Consider the following 23,015-nt stretch of genomic DNA (forward strand, 5'->3'; position numbering starts at 1 on the left):
AATGATAGGAAAAATTCACAAGAATGGGTTAGAATAGAATTACCAAGAAAACGGAAGCGTTTTCAAAAAAAGATAAACAAACAGGAGGGAGACCTATGTCTACTGAAAAATACATCATGGCCATTGACCAAGGAACTACAAGTTCACGTGCCATTATCTTCAATAAAAAAGGTGAAAAGGTTGGCAGTTACCAAAAAGAGTTTACGCAAATTTTCCCTAAACCAGGTTGGGTTGAACATAACGCCAATGAAATTTGGAATTCTGTTCAGTCTGTGATTGCAGGGTCCTTTATCGAAAGCGGTGTTTGTCCTGATCAGATTGAAGGAATTGGTATTACCAACCAGCGTGAAACAACCGTTGTCTGGGACAAAGAAACAGGACTTCCAATCTACAATGCAGTTGTCTGGCAATCTCGTCAAACAGCTCATATTGCTGACCAGCTGAAGGCGGATGGTCATGCAGATATGATTCATAAAAAGACAGGTCTAGTAGTCGACGCTTACTTCTCAGCAACCAAAGTTCGTTGGATTTTGAACCAAGTTCCTGGAGCGCAGGAACGTGCTGAAAAAGGTGAGATTCTCTTCGGAACCATTGATACTTGGTTGGTTTGGAAATTGACTGATGGGAAATGCCATGTGACGGATTATTCAAACGCAGCTCGTACCATGCTCTACAACATTGAAGAGTTGAAATGGGATGATGAAATTTTATCTCTTCTCAATATTCCAAAAGCCATGTTGCCGGAAGTTCGTTCAAACTCTGAAGTTTATGGCACAACAGCTCCATTCCATTTTTATGGCGCAGAAGTGCCAATCTCTGGCATGGCAGGTGACCAACAGGCTGCCTTATTTGGACAATTGGCATTTGAGCCAGGTATGGTGAAAAATACTTACGGAACTGGTTCCTTCATCGTGATGAATACAGGTGAAGAGATGCAGTTGTCACAGAACAACCTTCTCACAACAATTGGCTATGGTATCAATGGTAAAGTATACTATGCTTTGGAAGGCTCTATCTTTATCGCTGGTTCAGCGGTTCAATGGCTCCGTGATAGCATGCGAATGGTGACTACATCACCTGAGTCAGAAGAGCTTGCTCGTAAGTCTACCAGCAATGATGAAGTCTATGTTGTTCCAGCTTTTACAGGACTTGGAGCTCCGTATTGGAACTCAGATGCGCGTGGCTCAGTCTTTGGTCTCACTCGTGGTACAACAAAAGAAGACTTCGTCAAAGCAACTCTTCAATCCATTGCCTACCAAGTTCGTGATGTTATTGATACCATGCAATTGGATACAGGTATTGATATTTCTGTCTTGAAGGTTGACGGTGGTGCAGCAATGAACAGTCTCCTCATGCAATTCCAAGCAGATATTTTGGGTATTGAAATCGCACGCGCTCAAAACCTTGAAACTACAGCTCTTGGAGCAGCATTCTTAGCAGGTTTAGCAGTTGGTTTCTGGAAAGATTTGGATGAATTGAAAGAACTCAACGCTGTCGGCCAATCCTTCCAACCAACCATGAACGAAGCTCGTAAAGAACAACTTTACAAGGGATGGAAAAAAGCTGTCGCAGCAACTCAACTATTTGCAGAAGTGGATGAGGAGCAATAAAGGACTTGTTAGCTAGGGGAAAGAAGAATTTCCTCTTGCTAGACAGTCCTATTCGAAAGTTAGGAAGTGAATCGTATGGAATTTTCAAAAGAAACAAGACGCTTAGCTATTGAGCGAATGCAGGATCGTCAACTTGACCTCTTGATTATCGGGGGAGGTATTACAGGTGCTGGTGTGGCTTTGCAGGCAGCAGCAAGCGGTATGGAAACAGCCTTGATTGAAATGCAAGACTTTGCAGAAGGAACATCCAGCCGTTCAACAAAATTGGTTCACGGTGGTCTTCGCTACCTCAAACAATTTGACGTGGAAGTGGTATCCGATACCGTATCTGAACGTGCTGTAGTACAAAATATTGCCCCACATATTCCAAAGCCAGACCCGATGCTCTTGCCAGTCTACGACGAGCCAGGTTCAACCTTCAGTCTTTTCCGTTTGAAAGTGGCTATGGACCTCTATGATCTCTTGGCTGGTGTTAACAATACGGACCTTGCCAATAAGGTGTTGACAAGAGAAGAAGTGCTGGAACGTGAACCAAACTTGAAGCAAGAAGGATTGATTGGTGGAGGAGTTTATCTTGACTTCCGTAACAATGATGCCCGCTTGGTTATTGAAAATATCAAACGTGCAGCCAAGGATGGCGCCTTGATTGCCAGCCGTGTCAAAGCTGAGAAATTCATCAAAGATGAGGTTGGAAAAGTTGTCGGTATCATTGCTCGTGATTTGCTGACAGACCGCACCTTTGAAATCCGTGCGCGTTTGGTCATCAATACAACAGGACCATGGAGTGATGAAGTGCGTAATCTGGATGGAGAAGGTTCAGGCGTTCTCCAGATGCGTCCGACCAAGGGTGTGCACCTAGTTGTCGATAGCTCTCGCTTGTCTGTACCACAGCCGACTTACTTTGATACTGGCTATGCGGATGGTCGAATGGTCTTTGTCCTTCCACGTGAAAATAAAACTTATTTTGGTACGACAGATACAGACTATACTGGTGATTTGGCAAATCCAATGGTAACCCAAGAAGATGTTGACTACCTGCTTGATATTGTCAATAATCGCTTCCCAGAATCAAACTTGACCTTGGATGACATTGAGAGCGGTTGGGCAGGTCTTCGTCCCCTCTTGTCTGGAAATGGTGCTTCTGACTACAACGGTGGAAATAATGGTAAGCTCAGCGATGACAGCTTTAATGGCTTGATTGAAACAGTTAAAGGTTATTTGAACAATGAAAAGACACGTGACGATGTGGAACATGATTTGACACATTTGGAAGGTAGCGTTTCTGAAAAACACTTGGATCCTTCAGCTGTATCACGTGGCTCTGCCCTTGACCGTGATGACAATGGTTTGCTGACTCTTGCTGGTGGTAAGATTACTGACTTCCGTAAGATGGCGGAAGGTGCAATTGAAAAAGTGGCAGACATTCTCAAAGAAGAACATGGTCGCAGCTTCAAACTCATCAATTCTAAGACCTATCCAGTCTCTGGTGGTGAATTGAACCCAGCTAATGTAGCAGAAGAAATAGAACACTTGGCTCAATTAGGTGTGAAAAAAGGTTTGGACTACGAGGATGCACTCTACCTTGCTAACTTGTACGGTTCAAATGCGCCAAAAGTATTTGCCTTGAACCATAAAGTAGAAGCCGTTTCTGGCTTGAACAAGCGTGACTTGCTTTCCCTTCATTATGCTATGAAGGAAGAGATGACCTTGACCGCAGTTGACTATCTTCTCCGTCGTACCAACTACATGCTCTTTATGCGTGAGCAGTTGGATGCGGTAGCACCAGACGTTTTGAAAGAAATGGCGGCTTACTATGCTTGGTCAGAAGAAGAAGTTGCTCAACAGGAACAATTGTTGGCAGATACACTTGTTAAGAATGATTTGACCTATTTGAAAGAAAAATAGAAAGAGGTGCATGATGACAAATGAATTAATCGGTGAAGTACTGGGTACTGCCTTGCTGATATTACTTGGTAACGGTGTTGTAGCAGGGGTAGTGCTAGATAAGAGTAAGGCCAAGGATGCTGGTTGGATTGTAATCACAATTGGTTGGGGTCTAGCAGTAGCCATGGCGGCCTTTGTGAGTGGTTTATTGGGCCCAGCCCACCTCAACCCAGCTGTATCAATTGCCATGGCCTTGGCAGGAAATCTCCCATGGGGGTCTGTAGTCCCTTATATCCTTGCTCAATTTATCGGAGCTTTTATCGGTAGTATCCTAGTTTACCTCATGTACAAGGATCACTATGATGCAACAGAAGACACTGGTGCTGTATTGGCAACCTTCTCTACTGGACCTGCCATCCGGAACTTAGTTTCTAATACAATTAGCGAAGCAATCGGAACCTTTGTTTTGGTCTTGGGATTACTGGCTTTCGGTCAGTATGATTTTCCAACAGGGCTAGGCACTTTAATCGTCGGTGGTTTGATTGTTTCCCTCGGAGTTTCTCTTGGTGGTCCAACAGGATATGCCCTAAACCCTGCGCGTGATCTTGGTCCTCGTATCATGCATGCCATCCTTCCATTGAAGCACAAGGGAGATTCGGATTGGGGCTATGCATGGGTACCAGTAGTTGGTCCAATCATCGGAGGCTTGCTTGCGGCTCTCCTTTATGGTTTCATTTTTTAAAAAATATCCTTCTCTAATCAGCAATGGTTAGGGAAGTTTTTTATTACTTGGCTGTCAATCGTGAGCAAAAGATTGTTGTTTATCAATAATTAGCGATAAAATAAGTCTATCAACATCAGTGAGGTCATCTTATGAACAATACAGGTATTCATCACATTTCAAGCTTGGTAGGAAATATTCATCAAGCCTATCATTTTTATCATCATATTCTTGGTTTGAAATTGACCTTGAAAACTGTCAATCAAGAAGATTCAAGCATGTATCATCTCTTTTTCGGTGATGATGAAGGTCGTTTTGGAACGGAATATACCATTTTTGATATGCCTAACCATCCCAATCATCGAAACGGAACCAATCGTTTGGAAAGAACTGTTTTTCTGGTAAAAGATTTGGAGGCATTAGAATTTTGGCAGAAAAGACTGACAGAGTTTGAAGTGGAGAATGAAGGAATTCAGGCTTTTGGAAATGGGCATATTCTTAATTTCCAAGATGAAGATGGCCAGCTGCTTGGCTTGACTTACGACTTACCATGAATCAGTCGGAGAAATGTTTCCGTATAAAATAGATGAAATTCCGTCAGAATACGCTATTCTTGGCATCGCCAGTCTACATATGCGGATTCGTGAAGAAAAGGCATTGTTATCTTTACTGACAGAGACTTTTGGTTTCGTCGAGGAAGGTCGATTTGTCTTTGAGGATAAGTTAGTGATTTCTCTGCTCTTTGATAACACCTTCCAGAATCGCCTTTATTTGATTTTAGACCAAGAGTCTCCAATCAGCGTGATGGGAGTCGGGGCCATTCATCATATTGCATTTGGTGTCCTAGATAAGTCTGATTTGGAAGATCTGATTAGCCGATTAAATCTCATCAATCGTCCACATTCTGGTATCATTAATCGAGATTTCATTCATTCCTTGTACTTCCGCGCGCCAAATTACCTTATGTTTGAGGTGGCAACCATGACTGGTGAGCGCGAATCGGAAATGCCAGCTCAGAATGAAGAGTTGGATCAGGTAGACCTATTTTTGCCAAGTTTCTTTGAGGAGGAGCGGCAGGATATCGAAAAAACTCTCTCCCAACGTTATTAGGAGAAATGAAGTATGGATTATCGCTTCATCAAAGGGACCAGTCCCCGTCTTTTGGTCTTTTTCCACGGCACAGGTGGAAACAAGGAATCCATGCTCTTTCTCCGCCAACAGCTGGCCCCTGAAGCTTCTGTCTTTTCTTTCGATGGAAGTTGGGGTCAAGGCAGGGAAAGGCGTTTCTTTGCACCGCTGATCGACGGTCAGTTGGATCTCGTCGATTTTGAAAAGCGTTTGACTGCTTTTCTGGATTTTTGGCAGGACTTAGATATTCAGCCCTACCAGCAGATTACCTTTGTTGGCTTTTCAAACGGTGCCAACTTTATCATGGGCTTGTTGACCAAACAGTCAAACCTGGTGGACAATTATATCTTGCTCCACCCTTCGGCCTTAGATTACGCTTTTCCTATGGAAAATAGCAGAGCAGAGATTTTATTTACACTGGGGCAGAATGACCAACTCGTCGACCAAGTCGCTCTTGAAAATCTTGTAGATGACTGGCAAGCGTCAGCTTTTCCCAGTGCCAACCTAGTTCGTTTTGACAAGGGCCATTTTTTAATACTCAATGAAAATCAAAATCAGACTAGCTCCAAAGGTTTGGGGAACCTTTGGAGGTTGGAGATAGAGCGAACGTAGTTCGTTTCTACTCAGCAGATAGAACCCTGTTACTATTTTGTTTCAAGGTAACAGGCTGAAAGGCTCCACTGGAGCCTTTCACTCATCAAATCAAGTCAACAACGTCTGATTTTGATTTTCGAAGAGTATAAGTCAGGATGAATTGACCTATATCAAAAATTGGTATCAAGAAAGAATAGACAAAAAGACCTGAACAAATAAGTTCAAGTCTTTTATGTGTCTTAGATTAGTGATTCCAATTTATCCACCAATGAACCGACATAAGCAATAGTTTCTTTAAGTGGTTGATCAGTCGAAACATCAACACCTGCGTGCTTAGCAAGGTCTTGGGCAGAAAGACTTGCACCAAGTGACAAGGTTTCCAACCATTTTTCAACAACTTCTTCAGGATGTTCTTCCAATTGCTTAGCCATAGCTGTACCGATGGTCAAACCAGCTGAGTAGGTATATGGATACAAACCAATGTAGTAGTGCGGTTGACGCATCCAGATAAGACCTGCATCGTCACCGATTTCAAAGTCTTCACCCCAGAATTCCTTGATGACATCCAACTTGATTTGGCAGAGAATATCACCGTTGAGGTATTCTTCATTGTCCAAACGAGTGTAGACTTCACGTTGGAAGGCTGCTTCAAGCAAGTGAGTGACCATGTTGTGGAAGTATGTACGGCTGATCAGTTCGCTAATCAAGTAAGCCTGGAAGCCAGGATCTTGGTTGTTTTTCAAAAGGGTGTTACATGTCAAGACTTCATTGGCAGTAGATGGAGCCTCGATGAAGTAGAGGGATGGATCGTAGCTGAGGACGCTTTGTTTCTTAGCCAATTGGAAATGTCCTGCGTGACCCAATTCGTGAGCCAATACCAAGACCTCGTTCATCAATCCTGTCCATGAAAGTAAGATGTAAGATGGTCCATCATAAAGAGTAGCGCAGAAGCCTCCTGTTGCTTTACCTTCGTTTTGAGCAAAGTCGATCCAACGCTCATCAAATGATTGTTCAATCATTTTCACATAATCTTCACCAAGAATGCCCAAGCAGTCAATCAAGAATTGCTTAGATTCTTCAGGTGTAATGCGTTGGTTGTATTCTGATGGCAAGCTGATTTTCAAATCGGCATGGGTGATTTTTTCCAAGCCATGAGCCTTGGCAACCAATTTTACATAGCGGCGCATGTGAGGTGCCAATTCCTTCATGATGACATCAATCTGACGGTCGAAGAGATCACGAGAGACATTTTGACTATGCAAGAGGAAGTCAATGGTATTTTCAAATCCACGCAAGCGAGCTTCGATTTGCTCATTCTTGATATGAGATAAATAAGTCGCTGCAGTAGTATTCTTGTATTTTTTCAAGGTTGAATAGAAACCAGCAGCTGAATTACGACGGATTTCGGTATCATGGCTGAGCTCATAATCATTTTCAAAGAGAACATAGCTATTACCAAGTGTTTCACCATTTGCCTCGAAGTTGTCAAAGGTCATATCCTCAAACTTGGTCACACCGTAGTTGCTATAGGGCTGACCAAATGTTGGTGCAAAATTTGATAAAAGTTCTTCTTGAAGTGGGTGCAGTTGATGCGGCTTGTCACGGAGAATAGCATCAAAGAATGCAGCCCATTGTGGTTGTTCTTCTTTTAATTCAAGAAGAAAGGCTTCATCTAATTGCCCAAGTTCTGAATAGAGGAAATCTCGTTGAGGACGTGCCTTGGCAGAAACGAGGTCGTATTCGTTGGCCAGGCTCGCCAATTCAGTATTCATCTTATCGACTTCCAAAGGAAGGAAGGCATAGTGGGAAAGTCTGCTATCAAGAATAACGATTTTTTCGTATTCTGTTAAGGCGGAAACGATGGTATCCTTATCAGTTAGCTTCCCTTTGTAATTCGATTCGAAAGCTGTCACTTGCTTAGCGTAGGCTGCTAAATTTTCTTTGTAGTTGTCAGGGGTCGGAAATAAAATGTCCGTATCCCAGGTTAATTGCACATCAATTTCTTGACGTTTAGGCATTGCGTTTGTCATGATTTTCTCCTTATTTCATTTTAATAGGTCCATTATATCATACTAAAGGGCTTTCAGCGAAAATAAGCCAAGGCAAAATTTATGAAACAGAATACTTGACAAAATACACAAAAACCTAGATAATATAAGTATGAAAGGGTTTACTGAAAACCAGAAAGGAGCTTTTATGCAAGTCATTAAACGTAGTGGAGAGATTGTTGAATTTGACCCAGATAAAATCTACCAAGCCATCATTAAAGCTGCACAGACAGTCTATGTCATTGATGAAACTTGGCGGAAAAATCTTGCTCAGGTCACAAAGAAAGTCGTGCTTGACTTGGAAGAAGCTCATACAGAGCGACCAACGATAAGCATGGTTCAGTCGCAAGTTGAACACCGTCTTTTAGATGCAGGGTATATTTCTATTGCTGAGCATTACATTTCCTATCGCTTGCAACGTGATTTGGAACGTAACGGCTATGGCGATAAGATTATTGTACATCTGCGTTTTGAACAAGTACGTTAAGAGAAGAGGCTGGGCAAAAGGCCCAGGACCACTACTCAGAGTTCGTGTCAACATCTCAGCGCAGTGGTTGATTGGCAGATTTGTTCGTGTTTTGCACTCCAAATCTGATCATTACGACTGTTGCGAACAAAGTTCGCTTCATCTCCAACCTCAAACTGTCTCCCAGACAGTTTTGTAGCGAACTTTGTTCGCTCTATTTCCAACTTCCAACTGTCCCCCAGACAGTTGGAACTATGCGGGGGTGGGAGTGAAACAGTCTGGGGATAGACTGTTTCAGCTCAACAACTAGAAATAAAGACTTGTTGACGAACTCTTTTTATCTTGGTCGAGTTCTTTCCCACTCCCTTTTTGCTTTTATATATCTTTACATTGTTTAAAGAAAATAGCATTTTAAAAACTTTTTGAAAAAAATGTGATATTCTGAGCAAAAATTTTGTAATCGGTATCATTTTTAGTGTATAATAGACTTTGTAAAAAAATATATTTTCGAAAGTGAGATTTCACATTATGGCTAAAATCGTTGTTGTCGGTGCTAACCATGCTGGTACTGCCGCAATCAAAACTATGTTGACAAATTATGGTCAAGAAAACGAAATCGTTGTATTTGACCAAAACTCAAATATTTCATTCTTGGGTTGTGGTATGGCTTTGTGGATTGGTGAGCAAATTGGCGGTCCTGAAGGACTTTTCTACTCAAACAAAGAAGAGTTGGAGAGCTTGGGCGCGACAGTATACATGGAGTCACCTGTTACAAATATTGACTACGATGCAAAAACAGTTACTGCACTTGTAAATGGTCAAGAACATGTTGAATCATTTGAAAAACTTCTTTTCGCAACTGGTTCACAACCTATCTTGCCACCAATCAAAGGAGCTGAAATCAAAGAAGGTTCTCTTGAATTTGAAGCAACTCTTGAAAACTTGCAATTCGTAAAATTGTACCAAAACTCAGCAGATGTTATTGAAAAATTGAAAAACAAAGACATCAACCGCGTAGCAGTAGTTGGTGCTGGTTACATCGGTGTTGAGCTTGCGGAAGCATTCCAACGTAAAGGTAAAGAAGTTATCCTTATCGACGTTGTAGATACATGTTTGGCTGGTTACTATGACCGCGACTTGTCAGACCTTATGGCTAAAAACTTGGAAGAGCATGGTATTCAACTTGCCTTTGGCGAAACTGTTAAAGAAGTTGCGGGTAATGGTAAAGTTGAGAAAATCATCACTGACAAGAACGAATACGATGTTGACATGGTTATCTTGGCTGTTGGTTTCCGTCCAAACACTGCATTTGCAGGTGAAGGAATCGAGCGTTTCCGTAACGGTGCCTTCCTTGTAAACAAACGTCAAGAAACTTCAATCCCAGGCGTTTACGCTATCGGTGACTGTGCAACTATCTACGACAACGCTACTGGCGACACAAGCTACATCGCTTTGGCTTCAAACGCAGTACGTACTGGTATCGTAGCAGCTCACAACATCTGTGGTACTGACCTTGAAGGTATCGGTGTACAAGGTTCTAACGGTATCTCTATCTACGGACTTAACCTTGTATCAACAGGTTTGACACTTGAAAAAGCTACTCGTCTTGGTTTGAACGCTACTGTTACTGAAGTAACAGACAACCAAAAACCAGAATTCATGGAGCATGGTAACTTCCCTGTTACTATCAAGATTGTTTACGATAAAGATTCACGTCGTATCCTTGGTGCGCAAATGGCTGCTCGTGAAGACATCTCATTGGGTATCCACCTCTTCTCATTGGCAATCCAAGAAGGCGTAACAATCGAAAAATTAGCATTGACAGACTTGTTCTTCTTGCCACACTTCAACAAACCATACAACTACATCACAGTAGCTGCCTTGGGTGCTGAATAATTAATTGAATACAAAAGCTCAGAGATGACTCTGGGCTTTTTTAGTAAAAATTGAAATTATATTTAAAAATATCAAAAAAACTTGAATTTAATTTTTAAAAATGGTAAAATTTTAGAAATTCAAAAACAAAAGAGGTGTTTTTATGTACAAAAGACTAGAAATTGTGAGTTATTCTGATTTTGATAATTATGAAGCGGAATATCAAAAACGCTTTGATAGTCTAGCTACCATAAAAACAGGATTGACAATCAATCCTGTTTCAAAGAGGGAACAAAGAAGGTTGGCAGATAAACACCAATTGTTCTATGTATTGCTTCCGAACCATGTCATGGATATTGAAAAGATTTATAAAAATAGCCAACTTCTTTCTAATTTTGATTTATCAAGCGTTCAGATGCAAAAGCTATTCTATTTGCAAATCATTGATGAAATCCAAAGTACCAATGATATGGAAGGAGTCAAATCTACTCGTAAAGAAATAAAGGAGGCATATAACTCTCTAGATAAAAATAAAAGGTTTTCTGGAATCGTTTCGATGTACCATTCTATTTTGAAAAATGAATTTGAGAAAATAGATTCTTTGTCTAAATTTAGAAATATTTATGATCAATTATTTTTAGATGAGATGTCAGAAGATGAAAAGCCTGATGGAGAGCTTTTTAGAAAAAAAGTGATTTATGTCGGAGATGGAAATTCCTATGTTCACCAAGGAAATTCCTCGGAGTTTTCGATTAATGAAGATTTAACGAAGTTAATCATTTTTATGAACAATCCGGAGATTCCTCTTATTATCAAATCAATTATTACGCACTATTTTTTTGAGTATGTACATCCCTTCTATGATGGAAATGGTAGAATGGGGCGTTTCCTAATGTCATCCTATCTGTCTAGAAAATTAGATTTTTTAACAGGGTTGTCTCTGTCGGAGTCTGTTTTGCAAAATAAGAGTAAGTATGAGGAGGGTTTCTCAATTACTTCTCACCCTAAAAATAGAGGTGATTTGACCCCGTTTGTAGGGACCATGCTAGAAATCATTTTAAATGCACAAGAGAACATGAAGACTAAGTTGGGCAAGTTGAAGTCACAATTAGATAGAGTGTGGATCTTGATAGATGGTCTAGACCTGACGGGACCTCAAAAAGAATTGTTGTTTATACTTTCCCAAGATAAGCTTTTTGATGTTTTGCATACTGGCGTCAGCAACAAGGAATTAACGGAAGCATTCGGCGGAAAATACAAAAGGACGAGAATTGATTCTACTCTGAAAACACTGGAAGGAATGGGCTTAGTGACAAAAGTGAAATCATCCCCAGTCATTTATGAAGTTAGTTCTAATTTGATAAAAGATATTTAATAGCACCGGCCTCGGCTGGGCTTTTTTACTTGCCATCTATCACATTGCAACTGCTTATCGAGTGATTTTTTGGTATAATGGAGAGAATGATTATAACGAACCTGTATTCACAGTGTAGTACTTCCATCTAAGCCTAGTTTTTCAGCTACTCATCGTTAGTTTTTTCAAAATATAGTCTTTTAGTTTACTTTTAGTACTCGCTCCAACTATCTGGTAGATAGTTGGAGGTTGGAAATAAAGCGAACAAAGTTCGCATCAACAGCCGCAGGCATAACTCAATGCTTTCTTGTTTCTAGACATTGACTTGAAACAGTCCCCCAGACTGTTTCAATCAGGCAAGGCGAGTTCAAACACTCCAGTGGAGTGTTTGAAGTTGGAAATAGGGAAACGAAGTTTTCTCGTACGTCGAAGTAATAACAGAAAAACTAAATGACGATACAGTTGGTATTCCTTCAAAAAACTACCTTGATTAGCGAAAAACTATCTCTTATTTAAAAGCACTCCACTTGTAATACATGTTCTAAGAAAGTATGAGAAAATGAACCCATTATTAAACGGAATGAATGACAGACAGGCAGAAGCGGTGCAGACGACGGAAGGTCCGCTCTTGATTATGGCAGGGGCTGGATCGGGTAAGACGCGAGTCCTGACTCACCGTATCGCTTATTTGATTGATGAAAAAATGGTCAATCCTTGGAATATCTTAGCCATTACCTTTACCAATAAAGCGGCGCGTGAGATGAAGGAGCGGGCCTACGCCCTCAATCCTGCTACGCAAGACTGTTTGATTGCTACCTTCCACTCCATGTGTGTGCGGATTTTGCGTCGGGATGCTGACCATATTGGTTATAATCGCAATTTTACCATTGTCGATCCAGGCGAGCAACGTAGCCTCATGAAACGGATTTTAAAAAGTCTCAATCTAGATCCGAAAAAGTGGAGTGAACGTTCTATTCTAGGAACCATTTCCAATGCCAAAAATGACTTGATTGATGACAAGGCGTTTGAAGCGCAGGCAGGTGACCTATACACGCAGATTGTTGCTAAATGCTACACGGCTTATCAAAAGGAACTAAGACAGTCAGAGGCCGTTGACTTTGATGATTTGATCATGTTGACGCTCCGCCTTTTTGACCAAAATCCAGAGGTCCTGACCTATTACCAGCAGAAATTCCAGTATATCCATGTCGATGAGTATCAGGATACCAACCATGCCCAGTACCAATTAGTCAAGCTCCTGGCATCACGTTTCAAGAATATCTGCGTGGTCGGTGATGCGGACCAGTCGATCTATGGTTGGCGTGGTGCGGATATGCAAAATATCCTGGACTTTGAAAAGGACTATCCAGAGAGCAAGGTTGTGCTTTTGGAGGAAAACTATCGTTCGACCAAGAACGTCTTGCAGGCTGCCAATGAGGTCATCGAAAACAACCGCAATCGACGTCCCAAAAAACTCTGGACACAGAATGCCCAAGGGGATTTGATTACCTACTATCGTGCTCGGGATGAAAATGACGAGGCGATTTTTGTCGCAGGGCAGATTGACCAGTTGCACCGAGAAGGCAAGGCTTATAAGGATTTTGCAGTTCTCTACCGTACCAATGCCCAATCCCGTACCATTGAAGAAGCCTTGCTCAAATCTAATATCCCTTATACCATGGTTGGAGGCACCAAGTTCTACAGTCGTAAGGAAATCCGGGATGTGATTTCTTATTTGAATATCATCGCAAATCCATCGGATAATATTTCCTATGAACGCATTGTCAATGAGCCAAAACGTGGCGTTGGACCTGGCACGGTTGACAAACTCCGTGATTTTGCGACCAGCCACAGCATGTCCTTGCTAGAAGCTTCTCAGGATATTATGTTATCGCCGATTAAAGGTAAGGCAGCACAGGCAGTCTTTGACCTAGCCAATCTCCTCTATAATCTTCGCAATCAATTAGACAATTTGACGGTTACCCAAGTAGTCGAGGCAGTATTGAACCAAACAGGCTACATCGATGCCCTTGCAGCACAAAATACGCTGGAAGCCAATGCTCGCATAGAAAACATTCAAGAATTCCTGTCTGTTACCAAAAACTTTGACGAAAAGGATACAGAGGAAGAAGAGACAGGTCTGGATCGCTTGACACGCTTCCTGCTTGATTTGGCACTGATTGCTGACACAGATGATGGCGATACAGAATCTTCAGAAGTGACTCTTATGACCCTCCACGCAGCCAAAGGTCTGGAATTTCCAGTTGTCTTCCTGATTGGCATGGAAGAAAATGTCTTCCCGCTCAGCCGTGCTTCAGAAGAGGAAGCTGAGTTGGAGGAGGAACGCCGTCTGGCCTACGTGGGCATCACCCGTGCTGAGCAGATCCTCTACCTGACCAATGCCAACTCCCGCCTGCTCTTTGGTCGGACCAATTACAACCAACCTAGCCGTTTCATTCGGGAGATTTCCAGCGACCTCCTCGACTACCAAGGTCTTGCCCGCCCAGCCAATACTAGCTTTAAGGCTTCTTATGTCAATGGCAGAGCGACACAGTTTGGACAAGGCATGAGTTTGCAACAAGCCATGCAAAGTCGAAAAGCATCCGTACAACCATCGGCTAAGCTCGGAGGTAGCATGCCTTTCGCATCAAGTAACAAATCGTCTGGCTCAGGCACCAACTGGTCAGTTGGTGACATCGCAGTCCACAAGAAATGGGGCCGCGGAACAGTCCTTGAAGTATCAGGCTCAGGCAGCAACCAAGAACTCAAAATCAATTTCCCAGAAATGGGACTCAAAAAAGTCTTGGCAAGCTTAGCACCGATTAGTAAGGAAGAGTAGGGATGAATCTTCAGGTACAATTTTTTCAAAATGATGTTATAAAAGCCATCAAGGGAGGAGTATATCAAATATCGCTTCAGAAAGATGATGGTGAACGACGAGTTTTGTATATCGGTGAATCATTTTCTATGCTGATAAGATGTGCACAACATTTATATCAGTTGAGAAAATACCCAGAGTATTTAGGGATGACCACTGAAACCCTTCGTGATCAAAACCTTATCTTAATGTTTGAAATTCTAGAGCTTGAAGAAGCGATGGGAATCAGAAGAAAAAAAGAAAAGGAGTACATTAAGAAGTATAGGCCCTTGTTACAGAGTGGACTTAGTGATCGTATGTTACCCATTTTTAGAAAAAAAGAAGCGGTGGCTAATTTTCTGGAAATATAGATAGTGATTAAAATACAATGCATTAAATGTGTTGTATTTTTTTTATTCATACTCTTCGAAAATCAAAAGTAGCCTAGGAAACGAAGCCGATGATAGAACTCTGTTGCTTTCTTATTTCAAGGAAACAGGCTAAAAAGCTCCACAGGAGCTTTTCACTCATCGAGGCAAGTTGACAACGTTTTAAAGAGTATGAAATCTGAAAAACAGTATAATAGAGTCTAGGACACAGAGATATTTTTTTAGAAACTGTGGTATACTTTAGATATACTGCCTGACATCGTTTCAGTAGTTTCTGCTTAGAAAGGACTTATCATCTTGCAATACAAACACTTACTCTTTGATCTTGACCATACTCTTCTTGACTTTAATCGTGGAGAAGAAGTAGCCTTAACCCAGTTTTTGACAGCTATGGAGGTTGAAGATATTCAAGCTTTTAAAGAAGTCTATCGACCGCTCAATCAGGGTATGTGGAAGGATTTGGAAAAAGGGAACATTACAAAGAAAGAGCTAATAAACACCCGCTTTTCACGGACCTTTGCCCACTTTGGTCGGCAAGTTGATGGAAGGGAGATGGCCTTGCGCTACCAAGAATTTATTGGGCGGCAGGGACAAATTTTTACAGGTGCAGATAAGCTTTTGCAGGAATTGACACACCGAGGCTACCAGATTTATGCAGCGACCAACGGCGTGACCTATATACAGGAAAATCGCTTGCTTCACTCACCGATTCAATCGTATTTTAAAGAAGTATTTATTTCTGAGCAGATGGGGACGCAAAAGCCTGCGGCTGATTTTTATGAAAAAATAGCAGATCAGATTGCAGGTTTTCAGTTTGACCAAGCCTTAATGATTGGAGACAGTTTGACATCAGATATTCAAGGTGGCAATAATGCGGGCATGGATACTGTTTGGTACAATCCGACTCATATGATAAACAATAGTAAGGCAGTTCCAACCTATACCATTCATAGCTATCAAGAATTATTAGATTTGTTATAAGATATTTTAAGAAACTTATAAGGATTTTAGTATATAATTATACAGAAAGAATATGTACAAAAATATAAGGAGGAAAAAGTGAAAAGCTTACTGAGACGTATTCGTCCAACCAAGCCCCTAAAAGAACTCACTTGGATAGATTTGATTATTATCACAACGATTTTATGTGGTAATGCTATTTATACCTCAACCATGCAATGGATAGCATCATTTTCCGCAACAGAAACCGTTGAAACAGGGGTTTTATCGTTTAGTCCAGCCGATAATTGGTGGGCTCTAGCCAATCAAGGAAAATTATTCCTGTTTGCCCTGGTGTATTTATTGATTCGGAATTATGATTTCAAGCAGCTAAAAGTAAAATTAGAGTGGAGAGTTTTGCTCTGGGGACCACTGATTTTCATCGGTGCGGGCCTGATTAGCGATTTGGCATTTACAGCTTTTTCATATATTCCAGGTCTGTCTGGTGGGTATAATTTCCTCGGATACTTGCCTTATTATGACTGGAATATCATGACGGTGCTCAACCGTTTCCTAGCCGTTGACTACAGCACAGTTATCTATTCCTTGTTTAATGGCTTCTATGAAGAGTTCTTTTTCTTAGGCTTATTGTTGAGTACAGATAAGCAAAAGCGTTCGCTGGTCTTACTCTTTTCAACAATTGTCCGTATATCTTTCCATACCTATCAAGGAATGGTATCTGCTCTTGTTATTGGTGTAGCCTTCGGCCTTTTCTATTACTACATGTACACAAGGAAAAATGATAATTTATTACCATATTTCTTAGGGCATGCTCTTGCGGATATGGTTGGTACAAGTTTCTTCTCATTGTTTATTGCAGGGTAAATAATGAGAAGAACGGATATCAAGCTAATCGAATAAAATTTCTTTCTCCCTACAGCTGACAAACGGATGATGATATGTAGTTTCTATCAACTCGGTATCATCACCCGTTTTATTGTGCTGATATATTTAATCTGTTCAGTCAAATTTCGATTGCTTTATCATAAAACCAAATCGAGCAGACGATTTGTGTCATCCTTAGTATTCTTGTATTTTTAGGAGTGCTAAATAATAAACCGGATGTGAAGGTAGAAGACATCATAAAAAACGGTATGTCATCTAAAAATCAACAATAATGTTTGTTTAGAAACTACTGATGAGGTATCTAGTTGTACTTACAGTTCAGTATCTCTAGCTAAGACGGAGTTTTCAAAACATAGTCAGTATTTCCTAAAAAACTATTTTGTATATAAATCACTTTACTTGTGAATACGACTATTTAACATCATATATGTCCGAGGCTGGGCAAAAAGCCCAGGACCACTACTCAGAGTTCGTGTCAACATCTCAGCGCAGTGGTTGATTGGGGTTAACAGTCACTACTCTGACTTAACGACTGTTGCGAACTTCGTTCGCTCTATTTCCAACCTCAAACTGTCCCCCAGACAGTTTGAGCTATACGGGAGTGGGAGTTTAAAAGGTCTGGGAGACCTTTTAAAGTGGGAGATATAAGCTGACGGCAGTCAGCTCACATAAATTGATGTCTGGGAATAGACTGTTTCAGCTCAACAACTAGAAATAAAGACTTGTTGACCAACTCTTTTTATTTTGGTCGAGTTCTTTCCCACTCCCGTTTCTATTTATGACATGTATGTTATCGTGGATACCAATATTTTAAAGGGAAAGAATCGAGAGAAATTCAATGAACACTAAAAATATCAATAGTAGTTAAAATCATAAGCCGTTATTAGACGGGGTCTTATGATTGTGCTACAATAGACATAATTATAAGAGAACGGGGTGATGATAATGAAACGTACTATTCTGTTATGCTTGCCGACAATACTGTTACTAGCAGCATGTCATCAAAATACAAATCAGGCCAATACTACAAAAAATTCGTCAACAGTTGTTTCGACTACTTCAAGTCAGTCTGCTTCAACAACTTCGGAGCAGTCAACAAGCAGCTCTACATCGGCGGAAACGAATCAAGAAGTAACAAGTACAGAGACTCAGGTCAATTTTAACGGTTCCTATTATAGTGTACAAGGAAAATATGGCGAAGTGATTATCGCAAATAAAAAGCATCCGCTTGCAGCTGATTATGCACCGAGCGAAAATCCTGAAGCCTTAGCAGCTTTTCAACGATTAATAGCAGATATGCAGGCGCTAGGATTTGGTGTCTCCAATAACTACAGTGGATTTCGTTCCTATGAAACTCAGGCAAGTCTCTACCAGTCTTATGTAAATCAGGAAGGACAAGCAGCGGCAGATAGGTATTCTGCAAGAGCTGGATATAGTGAACATCAGACAGGATTAGCCTTTGATTTATTGGATACAAGTGGTAATTTATTAGAAGAACCCAATGCTTCTCAGTGGTTGGCTACGAATGCACATCTATATGGCTTTATTGTCCGCTATCTTCCAGGAAAAGAGTCTAGCACAGGCTATATGGCAGAATCCTGGCATGTACGATATATTGGTCAAGAAGCGACAGATATTTACAATTCAGGCTTGACCTTGGAAGAATATTTTGGTGTACCAGGTGGAGATTACTAATTTTACATTTAGTCAGAAATAAGTCGAAAAATTTGTCTGTATAACTAACTCGTGATATAATAAACCATCATAATTTTGGAGGTCCATCATGCTTAAAGCAATGGAAGTATACTTGGTTACTAATGGTAATGGTTTGGAAGCCATCGAGTTTTATAAAAATGCTCTTGGGGCAACAGTTGAGCAAGTAAATCTATTTAAAGATTTCTTACCAGACTGTCCTGCTGAACTAGAAAATTACGTGATGAATGCACAGTTTCGTTTGAATGGTCAACGTTTTATGTTGTCAGACAACAACCCAGAAATGCCTTATACAGTAGGTGACAATATTACAGTTGCGCTTATCACAGACGATGCTGAGACAGCGCAGGAACTATACAGCAAGTTATCCGTAGATGCAACGGCTATCAATATGGAACTTCAAGCAGTTCCTTGGTCTCCTGCCTATGGTAATGTAACAGACAAGTTTGGTATCTCTTGGCAAATCAATGCTGAAGTAGAAGGCTACGGTCAGGAATATTACGCAGAAAACTAAAATAGATTGGACAAGGCCTTGTCCAATCTATTTTAGTTTTTGCCAATAAGCTTTGTAGATATAAAGTTGAAGAGCAGCAGATAGAACAAATAGTAAGGTCATCAAGGCTGAGCTTACATAAGCTGCACCAATAGTGCCAGCTAATATGATGCTGACAACTAGAATAATGGCTCCGAGAAACATTGTTCCTATGATCGATCCAGCAATCAACCATTGACCCGCTCCGCGACCAAATAACTGGTTACTATTTTGCCAGTTGAGCATGAGGAGTCGTTGGTCACGCCAGTAATAAATCTGACCAGTTAGCAGGGCTGAAATGATGATGCCGACTGTAAAGAAGAATGCTAGAATGAGTTTGACTTTCATGAAACCTAGAGCCAAAGCAAAGTAAAGTAGAGTTGGTAGTGCAAATTGCACGGCAGCCAATACCCAGAATTTTTGAATGATAAATTTTTTGAAACTAATAGGAAGCGTTCGAATGAAATGATAATTTTCCTTTTCCAATGACATGGCTACTCCGATGAAGGTTGTAGAACCAGCAAATAGACTGCCAAGCAAGAATCCAGCTAATAGAGCAATACCAAAGAAATCCCATCCAACTGAACTTAGACCACCATTCTCCGTGAAACGGCTAAAACTTGGAAACAGTGCCACCCCCATGATGATAGGTTGTATCATTGTTTGGACCATGAGGTTGCTATCTTTAAGAGTAGATAGGTGGTGTTTCACTAAAGCCTGATTGAGATTGCTAGGAATCTTGGCAGACTTAGCATTATTGGTCCGTTTTGTCGAAGCATTTTCAATCGCCAAAACTTGATTAAAGTAGTTGGGGATGACAGTTTTAAACGCAAACACAATAAGTCCAAACATCAAAATGAGAGGAAGTCCAAAATGAAGGAGTGTTTCTAGTGATATAGTATGGCTGACCAGGTAATGGAATCCAGCAAATATGGGTATGATAGGAAAATCAACAAAGCCACCGGATTCGAGTGAAACGGTCTGCTGAGATTGCAGGAACATGAGCGCAGCAAAAGCCATCAAGGAAGAACCTGTCATCAGGATTGTAGAAATCAATGTTTTACGAGGGCTTTTTGTCAGAACTTCCCCAACAAAGTGCATGATAATCAGGTTGACTAAATTAACTAAAATCCAGAGAATCAAAAAGGAAGGAATGGAAGCTAAGGCGAGGAGCGGACCGCCAATTTGCCAGTAAGTGATTAGAAGTAAAGACAGACACGGCATGAGGAAGGGTAGGACCATCCCTTGTGCAGAGAGGATTTTAGCGAGGAAGACTTCTTGTGGCTTCAGGGGAAGTGCTAAATACAACTTTGTATCCTTACTATCGTAGAAAACGGAGAAGAAACCTGTAAAACCGTAGACAATGGCAATAATGGTAAAGAGCGCTAGTTGCAGAGAAAAGAAACCGATAGACTGACTGATATGTAAAGCCCTTTGTCAAGTAAAAACAATCGAACTGATTAAAAAATGAAAAGTATCTAGAAAGAGCCTAGTTCTTAGCTTCGGGCATTGGCCACTCTGATATTCGTGGATTGGTTACCTACAGGTCAATGGTTCTGCCGCGAGTCCTACTCTCTATAAGCGTGGATCACAATTGTGCCACTTAGTCGTTTCGTAGATGACTCAAACCTTGAAGTCCTAAACTCCTTCAAGATACTTTCCATTCAAACATGATTTCAATCCTTATTTCTGTCCAAATTCACCCAGTGATTTTGGATAGAAATAGGGATTCCTCATCGCTCTGCGATGATAAAACTTAATGGTCAAAAGTGTACATGAAAACAAGCGCTAACTTCAAGCTATTCTTCCTGTCATCATCCCCCAAATAAAACCAGACAATTCTCGTGCAATAGCTGTTTTAGCAACATTTTGTTTCTTATTTTTTCCTAGAACAAGTGTGCGATAACGTCTTCTTAAGCGTTCATTAGCCTTATCCGCATAAGCAATCACCTCCACTCGGTTTCCACTTTGTCTCCGTTTCAATTCTTTGGATTTATACCCAATCGTCCCCTTAGCCAATGATTGTGCAGCTTCTATCAGAAGTCGTCTCACATGGCTATTCCCAGCTTTGGTGATAGCACCTCTTCTCTCCTTGTCGCCGCTAGAATTTTCGCTAGGAGTTAGCCCAAGATAAGAAGCAAAATGTTGAGCTGTCGCAAAGCGATTAAAATCACCGATTTCTGTCACAATGGAAAGAGCAGTTAGTGTTTTAATGCCAATAAAGCAAGAAAGCCGTGAGACCTTCTCTTGGTAACTGTCGCTTTGACCCAGTTGCTCAATTCGTGCATCATACCGTTCTATTTGATCTACTAATTTCTCATAGGTCAATAGATATTCTGTCAAAATCTCTGCGTAAAGTCCATCAGGATTTAGGGAACGGAGCCAGCGGACATGTTTCTGTGTCCAATTACTGCTTCCCTCGGTATAGCGAAAATCATGTCGGAGACAGAAGGCAAGAATTTGTTGTTTGATTTTCTTCAGAGCCACTTTGTGGTCTGTTCTCATGCGGATATATTCTTTGACTTGTTCATCCTCAACAGTAGGAATATGAACAGGCCGATAGCTACGAAAGGCCAGAGCTTTTGCGAGCTGAGCTGCATCTTTTTTATCAGTCTTAACACGCTTAGATCCTTCCTTCATCACCGTTGTAGGCGCCATCACGATACAGGGAATCCCGTGAGCTTGTAGCTGGTGATATAGGGTAAATCCAAGACATCCGGCTTCGTAGCCACATAACACTTCTGCATCTTGACCATATAAACGACGAAGCTCATTCACATAGTTCACAATATAGCTAACATTTGGACCAACTTTAGTGCTATGTTTGAATTGATTCGCCATCATATCATAATAGCAGAGTGAAAAACTTTCTTTGTGAACATCCATTCCGATGAAAAGTGTGGTAAAATGAAACATATAAGACCTCCAATTGAGTGTGGTAATTCCTGTTAGAAGTTGATTGTTTTTTTATTCTAGTGTACAGGTAAATCCACGAATTCTCAACTGGGGGTCTTTACATATTGTCTATAATCTACTCCCATGAAAAAGACAGAATAGAGAAGTCCGAAACTCAAAACCATAAATACTTGTTGCAAGAGTATACTTTTATAGGCTGAAAAGGAGGCGTCTTTGCGCTTACTTTGTTTCTTCTTGACGGAAGCTAGAAGTTGAGGATTGGAATAAAGAATATTAATCTTTACTAGTTCCCAAATGATGGATTTACTCATACTTCCTCACCTGCCTTCACTTGTTGGCGTCCAGCTAATTCCAAATAGATGGTCTCCAAATCTTTATCTGGATACTGTGATTTGAGTTCATCAAGACTTCCTACGAAAATGAGTTGCCCTTTTCGGAGAATAGCAATGCGGTCACAGAGTTGTTCAGCTACTGAAAGGACGTGTGTAGAAAATAGAACGGTGTGACCAGATTGAGCATGTTCTTTCATCATTTGTTTTAGGTCGAATGAAGCCTGAGGATCCAGTCCAGTTAGGGGTTCATCCAAAATCCAAATATCAGGGTTAGGGATTAATGCACCAATAATAATGGTTTTCTGACGCATACCGTGTGAAAAACTATCAATAGGCTCATGCTGGCGCGCTGTCATATCAAATAGACTAGATAGTTTAGCGATACGGTCATCAACTGTATCCTTTTCTACACCATAGACCTTGCCCATAAAGTGCCAGTATTCAAATGCTGTTAAGTGTAGGAAGATGTCTGGCGAATCTGGAACATAGGCTATCCGTTTTTTGACTTCATCGCGGTTCTCCTCTAGGTTTAAACCATCAACAGAGATAGTTCCATAACTGGCTTCGATTATCGAAGTCAGTAGACTGATTGTCGTTGTTTTTCCTGCCCCATTGTGACCAATTAAACCGAAAATCTCGCCGCTTTCAATTGTCAAATTTAGGTCATCAAGTGCGATTGTTTCGCCGTATGTTTTTGTGATATGGTCAAATTGTATCATAGTAACCTCCTTGTTATTCGTGAACTAAAAGT

General features: G+C 40.9%; 20 protein-coding genes. 15 read left to right on the plus strand and 5 right to left on the minus strand.

The genetic code is table 11. The features are described 5' to 3' along the window. Positions 1-95: 95 nt before the first annotated feature. From glpK to K6969_RS05725, 6 genes are all read left to right on the plus strand, one after another. Complete coding sequence (gene glpK, locus K6969_RS05700) at positions 96-1,610, plus strand: glycerol kinase GlpK (protein ID WP_171942675.1); 1,515 nt, start codon at positions 96-98, stop codon at positions 1,608-1,610. A 75-nt stretch (positions 1,611-1,685) separates the two neighbouring features. Next, positions 1,686-3,515: a type 1 glycerol-3-phosphate oxidase gene (gene glpO, locus K6969_RS05705; protein ID WP_171942676.1), complete on the plus strand. Its 1,830-nt coding sequence runs from the start codon at positions 1,686-1,688 to the stop codon at positions 3,513-3,515. Between the two features lie 13 nt (positions 3,516-3,528). Next, the gene (locus K6969_RS05710; RefSeq protein ID WP_029173521.1) at positions 3,529-4,236 is read left to right on the plus strand and encodes an MIP/aquaporin family protein; all 708 of its coding nucleotides are present in this window, start codon (positions 3,529-3,531) and stop codon (positions 4,234-4,236) included. A gap of 131 nt (positions 4,237-4,367) precedes the next feature. Further along, the gene (locus tag K6969_RS05715; protein ID WP_228381421.1) at positions 4,368-4,769 is read left to right on the plus strand and encodes a VOC family protein; all 402 of its coding nucleotides are present in this window, start codon (positions 4,368-4,370) and stop codon (positions 4,767-4,769) included. A gap of 13 nt (positions 4,770-4,782) precedes the next feature. After that, positions 4,783-5,325, plus strand: a complete 543-nt coding sequence (locus K6969_RS05720) for a hypothetical protein (protein WP_228381548.1) — start codon at positions 4,783-4,785, stop codon at positions 5,323-5,325. 12 nt (positions 5,326-5,337) lie between these two features. After that, the gene (locus K6969_RS05725; RefSeq protein ID WP_253911795.1) at positions 5,338-5,955 is read left to right on the plus strand and encodes an alpha/beta hydrolase; all 618 of its coding nucleotides are present in this window, start codon (positions 5,338-5,340) and stop codon (positions 5,953-5,955) included. 221 nt (positions 5,956-6,176) lie between these two features. Here the strand turns inward: K6969_RS05725 and pepF are convergent, their stop codons facing one another. Next, entirely contained in the window at positions 6,177-7,967 is a 1,791-nt protein-coding gene (pepF, locus tag K6969_RS05730) for an oligoendopeptidase F (protein WP_171942677.1), read from the minus strand. A 166-nt stretch (positions 7,968-8,133) separates the two neighbouring features. Here pepF and K6969_RS05735 point away from each other — a divergent pair, with 166 nt between their 5' ends. The 9 genes from K6969_RS05735 to K6969_RS05775 all read left to right on the plus strand — a co-directional run bounded on the left by K6969_RS05735 (position 8,134) and on the right by K6969_RS05775 (position 18,998). After that, on the plus strand, positions 8,134-8,472 hold the full coding sequence (locus tag K6969_RS05735) for an ATP cone domain-containing protein (protein WP_002935455.1): 339 nt from the start codon (positions 8,134-8,136) through the stop codon (positions 8,470-8,472). A gap of 507 nt (positions 8,473-8,979) precedes the next feature. Continuing rightward, a complete protein-coding gene (gene nox / locus K6969_RS05740; protein ID WP_044760507.1) occupies positions 8,980-10,347 on the plus strand; it encodes a H2O-forming NADH oxidase in 1,368 nt (455 codons plus the stop codon). Between the two features lie 142 nt (positions 10,348-10,489). Next, a complete protein-coding gene (locus tag K6969_RS05745) occupies positions 10,490-11,701 on the plus strand; it encodes a Fic family protein (RefSeq protein WP_029173525.1) in 1,212 nt (403 codons plus the stop codon). A gap of 538 nt (positions 11,702-12,239) precedes the next feature. Further along, positions 12,240-14,519 (plus strand): DNA helicase PcrA, encoded by a 2,280-nt coding sequence (pcrA, locus tag K6969_RS05750; RefSeq protein ID WP_029173526.1) that lies wholly within the window; start codon positions 12,240-12,242, stop codon positions 14,517-14,519. A gap of 2 nt (positions 14,520-14,521) precedes the next feature. After that, positions 14,522-14,908: a hypothetical protein gene (locus K6969_RS05755; protein WP_029173527.1), complete on the plus strand. Its 387-nt coding sequence runs from the start codon at positions 14,522-14,524 to the stop codon at positions 14,906-14,908. 315 nt (positions 14,909-15,223) lie between these two features. Further along, positions 15,224-15,907, plus strand: a complete 684-nt coding sequence (locus tag K6969_RS05760) for a YjjG family noncanonical pyrimidine nucleotidase (RefSeq protein ID WP_029173528.1) — start codon at positions 15,224-15,226, stop codon at positions 15,905-15,907. A 78-nt stretch (positions 15,908-15,985) separates the two neighbouring features. Beyond that, positions 15,986-16,750 (plus strand): CPBP family intramembrane glutamic endopeptidase, encoded by a 765-nt coding sequence (locus K6969_RS05765; RefSeq protein WP_029173529.1) that lies wholly within the window; start codon positions 15,986-15,988, stop codon positions 16,748-16,750. Positions 16,751-17,710: 960 nt separating this feature from the next. Next, a complete protein-coding gene (gene ldcB / locus K6969_RS05770) occupies positions 17,711-18,466 on the plus strand; it encodes an LD-carboxypeptidase LdcB/DacB (RefSeq protein WP_079397226.1) in 756 nt (251 codons plus the stop codon). An 88-nt stretch (positions 18,467-18,554) separates the two neighbouring features. Further along, complete coding sequence (locus tag K6969_RS05775; RefSeq protein WP_002935466.1) at positions 18,555-18,998, plus strand: VOC family protein; 444 nt, start codon at positions 18,555-18,557, stop codon at positions 18,996-18,998. A gap of 27 nt (positions 18,999-19,025) precedes the next feature. Here the strand turns inward: K6969_RS05775 and K6969_RS05780 are convergent, their stop codons facing one another. From K6969_RS05780 to K6969_RS05795, 4 genes are all read right to left on the minus strand, one after another. After that, on the minus strand, positions 19,026-20,324 hold the full coding sequence (locus K6969_RS05780) for a permease (RefSeq protein WP_321537480.1): 1,299 nt from the start codon (positions 20,322-20,324) through the stop codon (positions 19,026-19,028). Between the two features lie 486 nt (positions 20,325-20,810). After that, positions 20,811-21,932 (minus strand): IS110 family transposase, encoded by a 1,122-nt coding sequence (locus K6969_RS05785; protein ID WP_015445098.1) that lies wholly within the window; start codon positions 21,930-21,932, stop codon positions 20,811-20,813. Positions 21,933-22,015: 83 nt separating this feature from the next. Then, complete coding sequence (locus K6969_RS05790; RefSeq protein WP_321537481.1) at positions 22,016-22,243, minus strand: hypothetical protein; 228 nt, start codon at positions 22,241-22,243, stop codon at positions 22,016-22,018. Further along, the gene (locus tag K6969_RS05795; RefSeq protein WP_011922278.1) at positions 22,240-22,983 is read right to left on the minus strand and encodes an ABC transporter ATP-binding protein; all 744 of its coding nucleotides are present in this window, start codon (positions 22,981-22,983) and stop codon (positions 22,240-22,242) included. Before K6969_RS05795 ends, K6969_RS05790 begins: the two co-directional genes overlap by 4 nt. Between the last annotated feature and the right edge of the window lie 32 nt (positions 22,984-23,015).

The organism is Streptococcus suis (assembly GCF_019856455.1).
Taxonomy (GTDB): Bacteria; Bacillota; Bacilli; order Lactobacillales; family Streptococcaceae; genus Streptococcus; species Streptococcus suis_AE.